Origin of the sequence: Shouchella clausii, from assembly GCF_002250115.1 — a bacterium.
In the GTDB taxonomy this organism is placed as follows: Bacteria; Bacillota; Bacilli; order Bacillales; family Bacillaceae_D; genus Shouchella; species Shouchella clausii.
This window is the reverse complement of sequence record NZ_CP019985.1, coordinates 695,254-711,750: the sequence shown is the minus strand read 5'-3', so window position 1 is coordinate 711,750 and position 16,497 is coordinate 695,254. Positions and strand designations below refer to the sequence as shown.

Below are 16,497 nucleotides of genomic sequence, written 5' to 3'. Positions count from 1 at the left end.
GTCGCCTGTACTAATGAACCGTTAAGTGGATGCGGTGGCGGTTGAAAAACTGGCTTGTTGCAAGAAGAGATCCGCCTAGTAAAGGCGCCTCCTGGCCAAGCTCTGAAAACAACAGTTTGACTGCTTTTTGATAATAGGAAGGAAGATGTTTTGCGAGCGTCTCTTCAATTGGGCTTTGAATATACGGTTTTAATTTAGCAAAACGGTTGCCTATGATGATCGCCTCAGGATTCATGGAATGAATCATCGAGACAAGGCCGATGCCAAGTGAATGACCGACTGCGGCAAAGGCATTTAGAGCTGCTCGGTTTTCGGCCTCGGCAGCTGCGAGCACTTGTTCAAGTGAAATGCTTCGTCGGTTCATGTTGATTGCGGCAATTTCAAGTAACGCCTTTTCAGAACTATACAGCTCCCAGCAGCCTTGATTCCCGCAACGGCACTGTTTTCCATGGCGGTCAATGGACATATGGCCAAATTCGCCTGCAAAGCCATTTGCACCTGTGAATAGCTTGCCGTCAATAATTTGGCCAGTGCCAATCCCAATGCTGACGGAAATATAAGAGATTGCCGAATAAGGTTTGCCGACGCCATATTGTTTTTCGCCGAGCGCTCCAGCATTTGCTTCGTTAATAACAACAACGGGAAGTTTGAATGTATGCTCAAGTGCTGTTTTGATATCAACATTCTCCCAGCCTAGATTGGGGGCAAGCAATATGTTGCCTTTCGAATCGACGATGCCAGGGACGGAAGCGGTAATTCCGCAAATCCCATACGGCGATGGAGGTGCTTCGTGAATCAATTGCTCAATGATTGCTTCTGTGTTGGCCAGAACAATGTTGAATTCTTTACTAGTTAGCGCCATTTCCCGTTTGGCTATCGTTTTGCCGGAGAGGTCCGTAATAATGCCGAGCAAGCCATTGACGCCAATGTCAACACTGATGGCATGGCTGGCCCGATCGTTGCAATACAACAACACTGGTTTTCTGCCTCCGCTTGAGTCGCCAGTACCGATTTCATAGACAAATTGGTTTTCAATTAACTGTGCGACTAGAGCAGAGACAGTGGCTTTATTTAATCCGCTTCTCTTGGCTATATCCGCCCGGGAAATGGGAGCGTGCCTTTGAATGAGGCGGAAAACCGTTGATTTGTTCATGTCTTTCATTGTTTCGTGGTCGATGGTAATCATCCATTGGACTCCTTGACTTTGTTTAGATAATAAACATTATAAGCAATGGAAGCGTCTACAACAAGCAGTTGATTTTTTAGCGCTGCCTATTCAAGTGACAAACGATTTTAATAAAGGGGTGTACACGTGAAAAAAGCATTGATCTTTCAAGGTGGTTGGGATGGACATGAACCAGAGCAAGTCGCCTCTATTCTTGAAGGCATTCTTATTGAAGAAGGGTTTTCCGTTAATGTTGCCGATTCATTGACGGTGCTAACAGAAGAACATTTGCCTGATTACGACTTAATTGTCCCAAACTGGACACAAGGGCAAATTGAAGACGATCAGCTTAAATCGTTAATGGCAGCAATTGAAACAGGAACAGGCCTTGCCGGTTTGCATGGCGGAATGGGGGACTCGTTCCGCATGGCAACGGACTATCAGTTTATGGTAGGAGGGCAGTGGGTCGCTCATCCTGGCAATGACGGCGTTCGCTATAAAGTCCAGATAAAGGACCGTACGCATCCTTTAACAAACGGAATGGCCGATTTCGAAGTAGAATCGGAGCAGTATTATATGCATGTTGATCCCGCTGTCTCCGTTCATGCGACTACCACCTTTCCGATTGCCGATGGCCCCCATGCTGTAAACGGCAGCGTGGAAATGCCAGTTGTATGGACAAAGCAATGGGGGAAGGGCAATGTCTACTATTGCTCCCTTGGCCATGTAGCTAAAATTGTCCGCATGCCTGAAGTAATGGAATTGATGAGGAAAGGCATGGTTTGGGCGGCTAGATAGTACGTTTTTTTAATGAAAAAAGGGAATCGCTGCACATAAGTGGAATTGGTTAACAAAATGATCGTTTGGAGGGGACAGAATGGAGAAAAAAGAACTTCGCATTGGTTTAATTGGCTATCAGTTTATGGGGAAAGCACATAGCCATGCATACCGTGACATTCCTTTCTTTTTCGATGTGGAGGCAAAGCCGGTTTTAAAGGTCGTTTGCGGCCGCAATGAGGAAGCTGTGCAACAAGCGGCAGAAAAAATGGGGTTCGAATCCTACGAAACCGATTGGCGCAAAGTCGTGGAACGTGATGACATTGACATCATTGACATCGTTACGCCGAACAACACACATGCAGAAATCGCGATCGCCGCGGCAAAAGCAGGCAAACATGTCATCACCGAAAAGCCTCTAGCGATGAATTTAGACGAAGCGCAGCGCATGCATGCCGCGGTCACGGAAAATAATGTGATCCATATGGTTTGCCACAATTACCGCTATGTGCCTGCTGTCCAGCTAGCGAAACAGCTCGTCGCGTCAGGAAAGCTTGGAGAAATCTATCATTTCCGTGCCCGTTATTTACAAGACTTTATTATGAGCCCTTCCTTTCCGCTAACATGGCGTCTTGATCAAAAGGTGTCTGGTTCTGGTGCTCTTGGCGATATTGCAGCCCATAGCCTCGACATTGCCCGCTTTTTAGTTGGTGAAATCACTGAAGTAGTTGCCACTGCAAAGACATTTATTAAAGAACGGCCAATCGGCTCAATGACGGGAGGGCTAAGCGCGAAAGTAAGCGAAGGGAAAATGGCGCCTGTTACCGTTGATGACGCCACTGCGATTATCGCTAAATTTGAAAATGGCGCCCTTGGCACGTTTGAAGCGACACGCTTTGCCGGCGGGAACCGCAATCGAAATGAATTTGAAATCAACGGTGAACATGGATCTGTGCGTTGGAATATGGAAAACATGAATCAGTTGGAAGTGTACTTTGCTCACGACGAAGAAGGTTTGCAAGGGTTTCGGACGATCGACGTAACCGAAGCCGGCCACCCTTATGTTGGATCCTATTGGGCTGCGGGCCATATGATTGGTTATGAACATACCTTTATTCATTTGTTGTACGAATTCCTCCAAGGCATTGCCCGTGGCGAGCAGCCAAAACCTGATTTTGCAGACGGTTTGCGCAACCAAGCTGTCCTTACTGCCGTAGAACAATCGATTCAACAGCAACGTTGGGTCAATGTCGAGGAACTGCTTGTAAAGAGTTAGAGATGTAAAAAAAGACGACAAAACCGCCTGTCTCGGTGCAAAACCAAGACAGGCGGTTTTTGTTATGGCATAAAGATGATTGATCATTAATTGGCTAATCTTGCTAACAACGGTCAAAAGATTTTGTCGATATATGTCGGCCCGTAGTAAAATACTATTTAATAGAGGATGGTGTTGGAAATGATTGTAGGCGAAGCTTTACAGTTAGGCGATTTAAAGCTCGCTCGTGTACTTGCCGGTGAAGGTGGTTTGTATCGGAAAATTAAAGCAGCTGAAGTGATGGAAGTCCCAGATATTAATGAATGGCTAACAGAAGGAATTTTAATTATTTCAACCTTTTATTCAGTCAAAGACAACCCGGAAGCGCAAATCAGCATGTTTCGGAAGTTAATTGAAGTAAACGGCGCCGGCCTTGTTGTTAAAATTGGCCGTTATGTTCATACATTGCCAGAAGCGATGCTGCGCCTTGCTGATGAACATAATATGCCCATTATTGCCATTCCAGTAGAAGTTTCGTTTGTGGGCTTGCTGACCATCTTATTCGAGACAAAGTTTAAAGAAGCCCAGTCTGAGGAAGCGCAACTTCTGGAGGCGGTCTATAAGCTTGGGGAAGCCCGGGGATTACATCATTTTTTGGAAGGGCTAGGAAATCTTACAGGGGAGAATGTGTTGCTTGAAAGCGAAGAAAAGCGGCTAATTGCTTACGCGAATAACAGAGTGACAGCAGAGCGGCAAGCGTTTATCTTATTTTCGCAACCAGCAAAACAAACGCGCTTTGATAAACGGCAAGTTCGACTCGTTTTCAAAAAAGCAGAGGCAGGTTTGCGCTGTTCTGTAGTAATAGGTGTGCCACACGAAAAGGAACACGTATGGACATCTGTATTAAAGAAGGCGGCAACCTTTTTAGAAGAACAAATCCGGTTTTTATTGCGGAAGCGGCTTTACCAAGTGAATAAACGCGCCGATGAAGAGAAAGCATGGATGACGGAGCTAATTGACAAAAACGATGTGCCAGAGCATTCCTCGATCCGTACGTTGATTAACAAAACTGGCTATTTCGGCTTTTTGGCAATGAGAAGAGTAGCAGGGGCGCCTGTTGAAAAAGAACCGATTTCTGCTCTATTTTTACATCAATTATATAAAAAATTGGACCGTTATTTTCCAAATGCCACCTTGTTTTGCAAAGACGGCAACTTTTGCATCCTGTACACGTTTACTCGTGATCAAAGCCGTGCAGAAACGATTTCTTCCATTAGTCGTATGTTAAAAGAGCTTGAGGAACAAATGGATGTTTTGTTTCAGGTCGGGGTGAGCCTGGCTTACGATGCGATCACGCTGGCTAAACAGGCTTGTCTAGAGGCTTGTACTGCCTTGGAGGAGAGCGGGGAAACACAAAAAATTTGTTTGTACGAACAGATGGGGTTTGAACGGATCATGACGAAGCTCAAAAATGATGACGATGTTCAGGCCTTTGCCGAGAACACATTAAAACCGCTAGAATCCGCGGACCGCTATGCAGGCGAAGCGTTGCTTCACACGCTAGAGGTGTTTCTCCGTGAAAATGGCAACCATTCAAAAACGGCGGAAAAATTGTTTGTTCATCGACGTACGTTAAAATACCGTTTAGAAAAAATAGAAGAGCGGCTAATGGTCGATCTTAATGACAGTGAAGTTCGATTTTTGCTTTATTTTGTTTTAAAAATAAGAAAATAGATGTTAGAAAACATGACATGAGAAAGGCGCTAAATCGTAGCAACAGCGCGTATTTTGACAATGCTTCTGCCCAATGTGTGCAATGAATGCTTTTATCATTTTGCACATATTGGGCATTTTTAATATCGGATCAAAAATTTATAGTGTCTAAAAAGGATGGTGGGAAATATGCTTGGCATCGTTCGTGTATGGACAACCGAAGACGAGCAATTATTGCAAGAACATTCTGTCCTATTGCGGCAAAGGATGGGCATTCACTCTATTAGCGATTGCATTCCAGATCAACCATATGGCATTTACAACCAGGAATCAAAAGCAGCTGCTTTGCCGAAAATAACAGCGCTAGTTAAAGAGATCGCGGCCGATGCCGACATTGATGCGATTTCCATTAGCTGTGCAGCTGATCCAGCGCTTGATGTGAGCCGAGCAGCCGTATCCATTCCAGTTATAGGTGCTGGCGAGGCTGGGGCGCATGCCGCATGCATGATCAGCGACAAGATTGGTGTTCTTGGCTTAACAAATAAAATACCTGAAGCAATTGAGACAGTGTTAGGCGAACGGCTAGTTGGCCACCTTGTCCCGGACGGTGTCACCAATACTACTGATTTGCTTAAAAAAGAAACGACAGCTGCAGCAATTTCATCGGCCCGGCAGCTTATTAACCAAGGCGCGACTGCTATCTTGTTTGCTTGTACAGGCTATTCGACCATTCATTTAAAAGAAACCATTATAAAGGAACTCGCAGTGCCTGTGATTGATTTAGTTGAAGCACAAGGCATGGCGTATTCAATGATACGCCAGAGGAGGTAGATGACATGAAACAACGCACATTTGACTGGACTTTAATTTTGCTTTCCGTATTAATTGCCGTTTTCGGAGCGATTATCGGTATGCAGATTATTACTACTCTTGGCGTAACACCAAATACTTCTATTATTGGTGCAATGATTGCGATGTTAATTGCGCGTATTCCGATGCAAATGTTCCATCGCTATCGCCAACTGGAAACGCAAAACTTGGTACAGACGACAATTTCAGCGGCCACATTTGGAGCAGCAAACAGTTTGCTTATCCCGATTGGCATACCTTTCGTAATGGGGCTGCCTGAACTTGTGTTTCCGATGCTTGTCGGTGCAGGTTTTGCTTTAATCATTGATGCCCTTATTTTATACAAAGTGTTTGATTCCAAACTGTTTGGCGCCAATGAAGCATGGCCGTCTGGCGTTGCGACGGCAGAAGCACTCCGTGCAGGAGACGAAGGCGGAAAGAAGGCAAAATTCCTTGGCATCGGCATTGCTGGCGGGCTGGCCGGTTCGGCGTTAGGCATTCCTATGTCAGCGTTAGGTGTTGCTTTTATTGGCAACATTTGGGCGCTGTCGATGTTTGGCATTGGTTTGCTGATCAACGGCTATTCACAACCATGGTTTCACTTTAATATCAACGATTATTACATTCCCCATGGGATGATGATCGGCGCTGGCCTCGTTGCCCTGCTTCAGTTCATTTATACGATTGTCAAAGGACAAACGAGCAAAAAGCGTACGATTACGAAGAAATCAGAACAGGCTACTAATCACGTATATACACGCAGTGAACTTGACGTAGCAAAAGGATTTGGCTTTGGATTTCTTGCCTATGTCATTGGCGCTATGCTCGTTGCTTTTCTAGCGGGACTCTATACTGAATTGTCAGTCGGTCAATTAGTGCTATTTATTCTTTTTGCCGCTTTTGCGACATTGGTTTCAGAAATGATCGTCGGTGTCGCTGCGATGCACTCTGGCTGGTTTCCTGCTTTTGCCGTTACGCTGATCGTGCTGTTAATCGGGATCATGCTCGGCTTTCCACCAATCGCGTTAGCGTTGCTTACCGGTTACACGGCGGCTACTGGACCAGCTTTTGCCGATTTTGGATTTGATTTAAAGACAGGATTTTTAATCAGAGGCCGCTCCAATTGGGAACAAGAGCTCTACGGCCGGCGCTTGCAGCTGATTGCGGGCATGATCGGGCTCGTGGTAGCGATTGTGATGGTGCTGCTTTTCCATCAGATGTATTTTGCCCAGGACTTGGTTCCTCCTGTTGACCGTGTATTTACAGCAACGATACAGGAAGGCATTGCTGGCGAAACAGGAAAGTACTTGCTGATTTGGGCGATTCCTGGAGCGATCATTCAATTGATTGGCGGCGCTAAACGCCAGCTTGGCATTATGCTAGCAACTGGGTTGCTAGTTATGAACCCTTGGGCTGGTTGGGCCGTTCTAGTGGGCATACTAGCACGGATCGTAATTTTGAAATGGAAAGGCGAAGCCGGTGAGTCGGCGATGTTTACAACCGCAGCTGGATTCATTGCTGGAGATGCGCTTTATAGTTTCTTTAGCTCTGTCTTTAAAGCCCGGTAATTTGGAAGGAGAGAGAGTATGGCACGAACAGTATTGACAGCAGAGATGGTTGAGCAAGCTGTTTACGGCGGGGCGATCCTTGGCGGCGGCGGTGGCGGCTGGATCGCCCAGGGGCTTGAAAAAGGCCGGGCTGCTCTGGCGAAAGGCACAGTAGAGCTCATTAGCATTGATGAATTGAACGACGATGATGAAGCCGTATGCGTTTCCCTCGTCGGCGCACCGGCCGCCAAAGACCAGTACGTTGACGACAACCAATTGCTCATGACTGTTGAATTGTTGCAAAAAAATTATCCAGGCACCATTAAAGCAATTATGACCAACGAAAATGGCGCAGCGACGACAGTCAATGGCTGGCTTCAGGCAGCGTTGACTGGCCTGCCTGTTATTGACGCTCCTTGCAACGGCCGAGCACACCCTACCGGGGCAATGGGGGCGCTAAACTTGTCTGAGCAACAAGATTATGTATCGTACCAGGCAGCTGCTGGCGGGTTTGGCAGCCGTGCGATTAGCGGATTTGTCTCCGGGACGCTTGACTATGTCGGAAATGTCATTCGCCGCATGTCGGTTGAGGCCGGTGGAATGGTGGGCGTTGTCCGCAATCCAGTCAGTGTCGCTTATATAAAGGCACATGGGGCAGTCGGCGGCATTTCAAAAGCGATGGAAATCGGCAAAGCCTTTTTAACAGAAAAAGAGGGCAGCAGCAAAATTGAGGCTGTTACAGCAGCTTTACATGGCCGTGTTGTCAAAGTTGGTCATGTGAGCGGCTTTGAATTGAAAACAGAAGGCGGGTTTGATGTCGGCCGTTTGGATGTGGACGGAATTGAACTGACTTTTTGGAATGAATTTATGACATTAGAAGAAAACGGCGAACGGAAAGGCACTTTTCCTGATTTAATCATGACATTTGATGCCGACACGGGGCAGCCTGTCGTAAGCGCTGAAGTGAAGAACGGCCAAAAACTGGCGGTCATTTGCGTGCCGCAATCGGAGCTCCTTCTTAGCTCAACGATGAAAAATGAACGGTTGCTGCGCACGATTGAACCCGTTATCCAAAAGACAATCGTGTGAAGGCATATAAAAAAACACAAACATAAGGGAGAGATCGAAAATGTCATTGACGTATACGATGCAAATAGTTGAAATGTTAGACGATCCTGCTATTAATGGCGAGAAAGTAGCAGCGTTATTTAGCGGATATACTTATGCAAAAGCAGAAACAACAACGGTGACTGGTGAACAAGGCTCGACTGATTTTGTGAAAATCCAGATCAAAGGCACAAACGGAAAACAATCTGGCGGAAATGCGCCGACTTTTGGAATCGTCGGTCGCCTTGGCGGGATTGGTGCTCGCCCTAGCCGGATTGGGCTTGTCTCTGACGCAGACGGCGCTGTTGCAGCAGTTGCCACTGCGCTAAAGTTAGCGGAGATGGCCGAAAAAGGCGATCGCCTTCCTGGAGATGTGCTGCTCACGACACATATTTGCCCAAATGCGCCAACGGTTCCACATGAGCCAGTCGATTTCATGGGTTCTCCTGTTGACATTTTAACAATGAACAAACATGAAGTGCTGCCAGAAATGGAAGCGATTCTATCCATTGACACGACGAAAGGCAATAAAATCATTAAACATAAAGGGATCGCCATCTCGCCTACAGTTAAAGAAGGATATATTTTGAAGTTTAGCGATGACCTTTTGCGGATTATGGAAATGACAACAGGCGACCTTCCGTCTACATTCGCGATTACGACACAGGACATTACACCTTATGGAAATGATGTTTACCATATCAATTCCATTCTCCAACCTGCCGTTGCGACAAATGCGCCAGTTGTTGGTCTCGCCATTACAGCCACTTCTGCTGTGCCCGGTTGTGGCACAGGTGCTAGTCATGAGGTTGACATTGCCCAAGCGGTACGGTTTGCAATCGAGACAGCGAAGGAATATACGGCGGGAACTACGCGTTTCTACGATAAAAATGAATTCGCCCATTTGCAACATTTGTATGGATCAATGAACGTTCTGCAAACGATGGGAAAGGGCAAGTAACATGAAAAAAATAGGGCTTGTCACAATTGGACAGTCGCCGCGCGTGGACATGACCCCTGAAATGCGCCCCTTTCTTGGCGCTGACGTCGAGTTTGTAGAAGCAGGCGCTCTTGATTCTTTATCGCCTGAGCAAATAAAAGCGCTCGCTCCCGATCCTGATGAGCAGACGTATGTCTCACGCCTCAGGAACGGGGACAGTGCTAAACTTTCTAAGCAGAAGTTGCTTCCACACTTGCAAGCGGAATTGCAAAAGGTCGAGAAGCACGTCTCGAGCTCGATCATTGTCTGCACCGGCCACTTCCCAACGATTGAACATGAAAAGACGCTGTTGTTCCCTGACAAAATTCTTTGCCATTTTGTCCAAGCCGTTATCGGTGATGGCACACTTGGGGCGATTGTGCCTTTAGAAGAACAAATACAACAGCTGGCCGGCAAATGGGGCGATCTCCCTCTTGTTTCAGAAGCGGCGACGCCTTATGCGCCGTCAGATATTGAAGGAGCGGCGGCAGCTTTAAAAGAACAAGGTGCTACGTTGCTCGTCCTCGACTGCATGGGTTATACAAATGCCCATAAACAGCGGGCTCAAGCGGCGACTGGGCTGCCTGTGATTCTTGCCCGCAGTGCAGTCGCCCGGGCAGCGGCAGAGCTAGCGTGAGCTCTGGTTGAAAAGCTATCGACTTTCGCCCATTCGCTTTATACTATATGGAGAGGAAAGGGGGATTGAAAATGGAATTTAAACAGATTGTCAACAAGATGATGGAACAAAATGTAAAAGCTTTAGGGGACGAGCATGTTGTTGTTCTTGCTGATTTAGAGAAAGAAGAAATTGGCCGGCGCGTGTTTGACTCTTTATGCGATCTCGGCTACGCTGCTGACTTTGTGTTAATGCAAACACGGAGTCGTTCAGGGGAAGAACCGCCGTCCACAGTCGCCGACATGATGAAAGCAGCGGACATTTGTTTTTGCATTTGCCAACATTCTTTAACACATACAAGCGCTCGAAAATCGGCAAGTAGCCAAGGAACCAAAGTGCTGACAATGCCAGGGATTACGATGGACATGTTTACCGAAGGAGCAATGAAAGCAGACTACACGAAAGTGGTTGCTCTGACGGAATCATTTACCGCACGCCTCAATAAAATTGATTCGGCTGTGATTAAGACAGGCCCAAATGGGGAATATGAACTGTTCCTAAATCTTAATGGACGTAACGGCATTAGCAGCACAGGCGTATTTCCAGGACAAGGGGCGTCAGGCAACTTGCCTTCTGGAGAAAGCTACATTGCCCCGCAAATCGAAGGTTCATACGGCCAATTTTGGGTGGACGGCTCGATTGCTGGCATTGGCAAACTGTCAGAGCCAACGTTGCTTACAGTGAAAGATGGACGGCTCACGAGCGCTAGTGGGAGAGAAGGGGCTAAATTGTTAGAATTGCTAGGTGACGGCGACGGACGTTACATTGCTGAATTTGGCATTGGCACAAATGAAGCTGCCCGCGTTACTGGCAATATCCTTGAAGATGAAAAAGCATACGGTACGATTCACATTGCCTTTGGCTCAAGTAAAACATTCGGAGGCACAATTGAAGCCGGTGTCCACTTGGACTGTGTGACTCTTTCACCAAGTGTTTGGCTTGGAGACGAGCATGTGTTGGAAAAGGGAAAAATTGTGCAATAAAGGAAAAGCTTCTGCCTGGAGACAGGGAGAAGCTTTTTTTGCGTGTGCAGTAGGGGACAACAACCCTTTCGTTAAAAAAATGGTAAACTGAAAAAAAACGATCTTTTTTGCTCGCTTAAAGGAAACTCCTTTGCACGTTCAGTCCAGAACTTCAGTATGATCTGTGTAGAAGAGAATTGTATATGACGGACATAACGAGGGGCCGACAAATGGAGAATACGTTTGCAAATCAACATAATCGATTATTGCTTTCAGGCTTTTTAAGTTTAGCAGTGGTCATGGGGGTAGGAAGGTTTTCGTATACACCGATCTTTCCCTATATGGAATTGGACGATTTGCTGACCCCTTTTTCTGCAGGGTTGTTAGCGACATTTAATTACATAGGTTATTTTATCGGAGCATTAGGGGCTAGATATGTACCTCAACAAAATCGTTGGCTATATATTGGTTTATTGGCAAATGTTGTAACTAATTTTCTAATGGGCATGTTAGAAAGTTACACATTATGGGCTATTTTTAGGTTAATATCGGGCATTACTAGCGGCATGGTTTTTGTGATCGTCTCTAATTTGATTTTATCCCGTTTAAACCAAACCGGGAAAATGTATTATTCCGGATATCTATATGGAGGAGTAGGCTTTGGGATATGCATTTCAGGAGCAGCGATCCCGACTATTCAATCCTTGTACGGTTGGGAAGGGGCATGGGTAAGTTTAGGGCTTCTGAGTGTCGTCTTTATGGTCGCGATCTTCCTAGGGATGTGGAAGCAAGGGAACAGCGATGGATCAGCTTCTCTAAGTAGCCAAATACGAAAAAATAGGCATCCGGAAGTCGTCCAAAATCAAAAAAAAGCCAAGTATGCCTTATATATTTCCTATACATGTGAAGGCTTTGGCTATATTATCTTTGGGACTTTTATAACGGCTATGTTAGTCAACAATATGGATTTTACATTTGAAGCTTCTTATGTTTGGGCGATTGTAGGTGTTGGCGCCATTCCATCTTGCCTTTTTTGGTCTTGGCTTGGGAAAATAATATCGAATATCCAAGCGCTTAAATTGGCGTATCTCACGCAAATTATAAGTATTATAATACCAGTGTTTACCGATCATTTGTTGCTGACATTGCTTTCGGCGTTAGGGTTTGGTGCTACGTTTATGGGAATTACGACACTGACGTTGACTCTGGCTAAATCTTTAGAAGGAGCTGGAAATCATTTAGTAAGTGGTTTGACGGCAGCCTACGCGATCGGCCAATTATTGGGGCCAGTTGTGGCGGGTACAATCATTTCTGTAAACGATTTCGCTATTCCATTTATGATTTCAGCAGTTGTGCTTGTAGCTGCTTTAATCACCATAAATTTCATAAAAGATCAGAAAGGGGATATGTCAAATGCCGTACGTAAACATCAAAGTCACTAAAGAAAATGGAGGTCTAACAAAAGAGGAAAAGCTGACTTTAATTAAAGGTGTAACCAATTTGTTGGCCGAAACATTAAACAAAAATCCGGCTTCAACAGTAGTAGTCATTGATGAAATTGACATGGATAATTATGGACTTGGAGCTGAGCAAATCTCTGATCGAAGAAAAGCAGGAAAATAAAAGAGGGCTCGGAATATTTAATTAGCAACCTCCCTAAAAGGAAGTAGAACCATGGCCTTTAAGGGGGGTTTTTTTGTCTTTCCGTCTTAAAGAAACGTGATGGGAGAATTGTTAAAAGTGTTTAAATGTAAAGGCCTTGAGGACGCTTTTTTGCTATACTCATACTGGCATGTAATTAAATGATTTCTACTAAGGGGGGCTGGCATGAAAAATAGACAACGATCATTACTTGAAGTACTACTTATTTCCACAAAGCTGGGCCTCACTTCTTTTGGCGGTCCTATTGCCCACTTAGGCTATTTTCACGAAGAATATGTAAGAAGACGAAAATGGCTTGATGAAGAAAAGTATGCGGACCTCGTTGCATTATGCCAGTTTCTTCCTGGACCGGCAAGCAGTCAAGTAGGTATAGGGATTGGTATTATCCGCGCAGGTACATTAGGAGGAATTGTTTCATTTATTGGCTTTACTCTTCCTTCAGTCCTTGCTTTAATTGGATTTGCATTGTTCGTCGGCAAGTTTGGCGTTGGCGAAATGGGACTTATCCACGGGCTGAAAATCGTTGCCGTAGCGGTGGTGGCACATGCGATTCTCGGTATGGCGAAAAACTTGACTCCTGACTTGCGCCGCAAAATGATTTGTTTGTTTGCCTTGCTTGCCGTTTTGCTTGTACCCTCTGCATTTGTGCAAGTGGTCGTTATTTTGCTGGCAGGTTTGCTCGGCTATTTTATGTTTGCAAATGAGAGTAACACGAACCAGGAGCGTTCCGTAGCCTTTCCATTATCGAAAACAGTCGGAGTCGTTTCCCTTTCCTTGTTTTTCATTTTGCTTGTTGGTTTGCCAATGTTGGCAACGGCAATGCCCTCTCAATGGCTAGCCATGGTCGATTCGTTTTACCGTGCAGGTTCTTTAGTGTTTGGCGGTGGCCATGTCGTCTTGCCACTATTGGAGAGGGAGTTTGTTCCAACCGGTTACATAGGCGAGGAGGCGTTTTTGGCTGGCTATGGGGCTGCACAAGCCGTGCCAGGGCCGTTGTTTACATTTGCCGCTTACTTGGGAGCAGTCATGGACGGATGGACAGGAGGATTGTTGGCGACAGCAGCGATTTTCTTGCCTGCGTTTTTGCTCATATATGGCACACTGCCTTTTTGGAGCGCGTTACGGGAAAACGCGAAAATGAAGGCGGCGTTAATGGGAGCGAATGCTGGGGTTGTCGGCCTATTAATTGCAGCGTTTTATACACCGATTTGGACAAGTACAATCAAGCATCCCACTGACTTTGCCTTAGCCGCCGTGTTGTTTTCTATGCTCGCCTATTGGAAATGGCCGCCATGGGTCGTTGTTGTGGTCGGGGCCGTATGTGGCTTGCTGTTTTTCTGAGCGGTGAGAAGGCCTTTGGTTACGAGACGAATGTTCGGCTACAAGTGGGGCATGCTACAAACATGAACCTGAAAATCATGGCAGATGTTTAAATCGGGCCATATCAGGAAATGGTGTAGTACGGCATAAAAATCGAGGAGGTTTTTCTACATGGCCACGATGCTAGCGGGCATTCAACTTATACCAAATGGCAAAGAAGACCACACAGGAGGCATTGCCAATAAAGTGATTGACGTCATTGAACAGTCTGGTTTGCGGCACCGGGTTGGCCCGCTTGAAACGGTAGTTGAAGGAGAGTTCGATTCCTTAATGGCATTGTTGCGTGATGTCCACCAACAAGCCATTCAAGCAGGAGCTGAAGAAGTTCTAACCAACGTCAAAATGCATTACCGTACAAGCGGCGTCTCCCTCGAGGATAAACAAGAAACTTAAGGCGAGGGAAGACGTAATAAAACAAGGATGAGTATATGACAGAAACAAATGGCGACGTATACGAGCGTTTGTCTGCAGTCTGAAAGCTTCCGACGAATGACGGAAGCTTTCACCTTGATATAGGTCTATAAGCCTAGTTGAAACATCGCGGAATGCTCAAGCTTTTTCTTCTTGTGTTTCTTTTTGTTCACGCAGCTTAAATTTCTGTACTTTCCCTGAAGCCGTCATTGGAAAATGGTCAACAAATTCAACGACTTGTGGAATTTTAAAATGGGCAATCTGCCCCTTACAATAGTCTTGGATTTCGGCTGCTGTCAGAGAGTGGTCTGCCTTGAGGCGAATCCAAGCAGACACAATTTCCCCGTATTTAGGATCGGGCAAGCCTACAACTTGAACATCTAAAATGGCTGGATGTGTATATAAAAATTCCTCTATTTCCCGTGGATAAATGTTTTCCCCTCCACGGATAATCATGTCTTTTAAGCGGCCCGTAATTTTGCAATAGCCATCTTCATCCATAATCGCAAGGTCGCCTGTATGAAGCCAGCCATCCCCAGTTAACACTTTGGCTGTTTCTTCAGGCTGTTTGTAATAGCCTTTCATGACATGATAGCCCCTGGTTAGCAGTTCCCCTTGCACCCCTGCAGCGACTTCTTCCTGTGTATCAGGGTCGACAATCTTCACCTCAACATTTGGCAAAGCTCGCCCAACCGTGTCTGTCCGCCGTTCTAGCGAATCATCGACGCGTGTTTGCGTTATGACAGGAGAAGATTCCGTTTGGCCATAGGCAATGGTAATCTCGGTAATGCCCATTTTCTCAATCACATCTTTCATCACTTCAACAGGGCAGTTTGAACCTGCCATTATGCCAGTACGCAATGAAGAAAGGTCATACGTATCGAATGTCGGCAAGTTCAGCTCGGCAATAAACATTGTTGGTACGCCATGAAGCGCTGTGCACTTTTCAGCTTGGACTGTATGCAAAACTTTCTCTGGATGGAATTCTTCTACAGGCACCATTGTCGCTGCAACGCTAACGCAGGCCAGTGTCCCAAGGACGCAGCCAAAACAGTGGAAAAATGGAACAGGTATACAGAGTCGGTCTTGCTGAGAAAGTTCCATGCAAGCAGCGATATTGCTTGCGTTATGGATTAAATTGCGATGTGTCAGCATGACGCCTTTAGGAAAGCCTGTTGTGCCTGAAGTGTACTGCATATTAATGGCATCATCGACATCCAGCTCACTCATTAAGCGGTCAAGGGCGGCATCGGTTACTTGGTCGCCCATTTTGACAATGTCGTCATAAAGCCACATGCCAGGCTTGCGTTCTAATCCTAAGTAAATAATATGCTTAAGATAGGGAAATTCAGCTGATTCTAGTTTTCCAGGTTCGGCCGTCTGTAGTTCAGGAATTAGCCGGTAAAGCATTTCTAAATAGGAAGTCCCTTTATATCCTTCCATGACGAGCAATGTGGTCGTATCAGATTGTTTTAACAAGTAAGCAAGCTCAGATTGCTGATAATTCGTATTGACAGTAACAAGGACAGCCCCCATCTTCCCTGTAGCAAACTGAGTGGTCACCCATTCAGGACAATTTGTCGCCCAAACGGCCATATGCTCGCCACGTTTTATGCCTAATTGCATAAACCCTTTTGCTAACTGTCTGCACGAGTGATTAAAGTCTTTGTAGGAAAGGCGTAAATGACGGTCAGGATAAACTAGCGCTTCGGTCGAAGGGGACTCCTCAGCCATTCTTTCTAATAAACTTCCGATTGTCTCTTCTCTCATGAACATGTTGTCCCTCCTTGTCAAAATCGAGCAATTGATCGTTTGGTAAATTCGCTAATAGGAAGGCAAATCCTTCCCGGGCTCGTAAAAGGGTGAAACCTATTAAGACGTTGGAAAGTATATCATAACAGATGATTTAGGGGCTACGTTGAAAAAACACCTAAAAGAAAGAAAGGCCCCTTCAGAGCACGTTCCTTTATAAAATATGTAGTTGCGAAAAAAACAATGATTCGTTACGATTAAA

Annotated in this window: 15 protein-coding genes; 13 read left to right on the top strand and 2 right to left on the bottom strand. The window is 45.7% G+C overall.

Annotated features, from left to right (window positions below; translation table 11 throughout):
- Positions 1 to 10 precede the first annotated feature (10 nt).
- Positions 11 to 1,186, bottom strand: coding sequence for an ROK family transcriptional regulator (locus tag BC8716_RS03440; protein WP_094423946.1), 1,176 nt, complete (start codon positions 1,184 to 1,186; stop codon positions 11 to 13).
- A gap of 126 nt (positions 1,187 to 1,312) precedes the next feature.
- On the opposite strand from BC8716_RS03440, the gene BC8716_RS03435 reads away from it, so the two are divergent.
- From BC8716_RS03435 to BC8716_RS03375, 13 genes are all read left to right on the top strand, one after another.
- Positions 1,313 to 1,963, top strand: a complete 651-nt coding sequence (locus BC8716_RS03435; protein ID WP_094423945.1) for a ThuA domain-containing protein — start codon at positions 1,313 to 1,315, stop codon at positions 1,961 to 1,963.
- A gap of 79 nt (positions 1,964 to 2,042) precedes the next feature.
- The gene (locus BC8716_RS03430) at positions 2,043 to 3,218 is read left to right on the top strand and encodes a Gfo/Idh/MocA family protein (protein ID WP_094423944.1); all 1,176 of its coding nucleotides are present in this window, start codon (positions 2,043 to 2,045) and stop codon (positions 3,216 to 3,218) included.
- A gap of 180 nt (positions 3,219 to 3,398) precedes the next feature.
- A complete protein-coding gene (locus BC8716_RS03425) occupies positions 3,399 to 4,931 on the top strand; it encodes a PucR family transcriptional regulator (protein ID WP_169715900.1) in 1,533 nt (510 codons plus the stop codon).
- Between the two features lie 168 nt (positions 4,932 to 5,099).
- Positions 5,100 to 5,741 carry an aspartate/glutamate racemase family protein gene (locus tag BC8716_RS03420; RefSeq protein ID WP_157730342.1) on the top strand — a complete coding sequence of 214 codons (642 nt, stop codon included), beginning with the start codon at positions 5,100 to 5,102 and terminating at the stop codon, positions 5,739 to 5,741.
- A 5-nt stretch (positions 5,742 to 5,746) separates the two neighbouring features.
- Positions 5,747 to 7,327, top strand: coding sequence for an OPT/YSL family transporter (locus BC8716_RS03415; protein ID WP_094423941.1), 1,581 nt, complete (start codon positions 5,747 to 5,749; stop codon positions 7,325 to 7,327).
- Between the two features lie 18 nt (positions 7,328 to 7,345).
- The gene (locus tag BC8716_RS03410; RefSeq protein WP_094423940.1) at positions 7,346 to 8,395 is read left to right on the top strand and encodes an S-methyl thiohydantoin desulfurase family protein; all 1,050 of its coding nucleotides are present in this window, start codon (positions 7,346 to 7,348) and stop codon (positions 8,393 to 8,395) included.
- Positions 8,396 to 8,435: 40 nt separating this feature from the next.
- Entirely contained in the window at positions 8,436 to 9,374 is a 939-nt protein-coding gene (locus BC8716_RS03405) for a DUF1177 domain-containing protein (protein ID WP_094423939.1), read from the top strand.
- Between the two features lies 1 nt (position 9,375).
- Positions 9,376 to 10,029 (top strand): AroM family protein, encoded by a 654-nt coding sequence (locus BC8716_RS03400; protein ID WP_094423938.1) that lies wholly within the window; start codon positions 9,376 to 9,378, stop codon positions 10,027 to 10,029.
- A gap of 71 nt (positions 10,030 to 10,100) precedes the next feature.
- Positions 10,101 to 11,051, top strand: coding sequence for an aminopeptidase (locus tag BC8716_RS03395; RefSeq protein ID WP_094423937.1), 951 nt, complete (start codon positions 10,101 to 10,103; stop codon positions 11,049 to 11,051).
- A gap of 209 nt (positions 11,052 to 11,260) precedes the next feature.
- Entirely contained in the window at positions 11,261 to 12,472 is a 1,212-nt protein-coding gene (locus tag BC8716_RS03390) for a YbfB/YjiJ family MFS transporter (protein WP_094423936.1), read from the top strand.
- Entirely contained in the window at positions 12,444 to 12,653 is a 210-nt protein-coding gene (locus BC8716_RS03385; RefSeq protein WP_035205228.1) for a 2-hydroxymuconate tautomerase family protein, read from the top strand. Before BC8716_RS03390 ends, BC8716_RS03385 begins: the two co-directional genes overlap by 29 nt.
- Before the next feature lie 204 nt (positions 12,654 to 12,857).
- On the top strand, positions 12,858 to 14,033 hold the full coding sequence (gene chrA / locus BC8716_RS03380) for a chromate efflux transporter (RefSeq protein ID WP_094423935.1): 1,176 nt from the start codon (positions 12,858 to 12,860) through the stop codon (positions 14,031 to 14,033).
- Between the two features lie 150 nt (positions 14,034 to 14,183).
- The gene (locus BC8716_RS03375; RefSeq protein WP_094423934.1) at positions 14,184 to 14,465 is read left to right on the top strand and encodes a thiamine-binding protein; all 282 of its coding nucleotides are present in this window, start codon (positions 14,184 to 14,186) and stop codon (positions 14,463 to 14,465) included.
- Between the two features lie 156 nt (positions 14,466 to 14,621).
- On the opposite strand, the gene BC8716_RS03370 is transcribed toward BC8716_RS03375, so the two are convergent.
- The gene (locus BC8716_RS03370) at positions 14,622 to 16,259 is read right to left on the bottom strand and encodes an AMP-binding protein (protein WP_406550698.1); all 1,638 of its coding nucleotides are present in this window, start codon (positions 16,257 to 16,259) and stop codon (positions 14,622 to 14,624) included.
- Positions 16,260 to 16,497: the final 238 nt, after the last annotated feature.

Coding starts and splice junctions, on each gene's coding strand:
- BC8716_RS03440 (WP_094423946.1), bottom strand. CDS start 1,186: ATGATTACCATCGACCACGAAACAATGAAAGACATGAACAAATCAACG.
- BC8716_RS03430 (WP_094423944.1), top strand. CDS start 2,043: ATGGAGAAAAAAGAACTTCGCATTGGTTTAATTGGCTATCAGTTTATG.
- BC8716_RS03425 (WP_169715900.1), top strand. CDS start 3,399: ATGATTGTAGGCGAAGCTTTACAGTTAGGCGATTTAAAGCTCGCTCGT.
- BC8716_RS03420 (WP_157730342.1), top strand. CDS start 5,100: ATGCTTGGCATCGTTCGTGTATGGACAACCGAAGACGAGCAATTATTG.
- BC8716_RS03415 (WP_094423941.1), top strand. CDS start 5,747: ATGAAACAACGCACATTTGACTGGACTTTAATTTTGCTTTCCGTATTA.
- BC8716_RS03410 (WP_094423940.1), top strand. CDS start 7,346: ATGGCACGAACAGTATTGACAGCAGAGATGGTTGAGCAAGCTGTTTAC.
- BC8716_RS03405 (WP_094423939.1), top strand. CDS start 8,436: ATGTCATTGACGTATACGATGCAAATAGTTGAAATGTTAGACGATCCT.
- BC8716_RS03400 (WP_094423938.1), top strand. CDS start 9,376: ATGAAAAAAATAGGGCTTGTCACAATTGGACAGTCGCCGCGCGTGGAC.
- BC8716_RS03395 (WP_094423937.1), top strand. CDS start 10,101: ATGGAATTTAAACAGATTGTCAACAAGATGATGGAACAAAATGTAAAA.
- BC8716_RS03390 (WP_094423936.1), top strand. CDS start 11,261: ATGGAGAATACGTTTGCAAATCAACATAATCGATTATTGCTTTCAGGC.
- BC8716_RS03385 (WP_035205228.1), top strand. CDS start 12,444: ATGCCGTACGTAAACATCAAAGTCACTAAAGAAAATGGAGGTCTAACA.
- chrA (WP_094423935.1), top strand. CDS start 12,858: ATGAAAAATAGACAACGATCATTACTTGAAGTACTACTTATTTCCACA.
- BC8716_RS03375 (WP_094423934.1), top strand. CDS start 14,184: ATGGCCACGATGCTAGCGGGCATTCAACTTATACCAAATGGCAAAGAA.
- BC8716_RS03370 (WP_406550698.1), bottom strand. CDS start 16,259: ATGTTCATGAGAGAAGAGACAATCGGAAGTTTATTAGAAAGAATGGCT.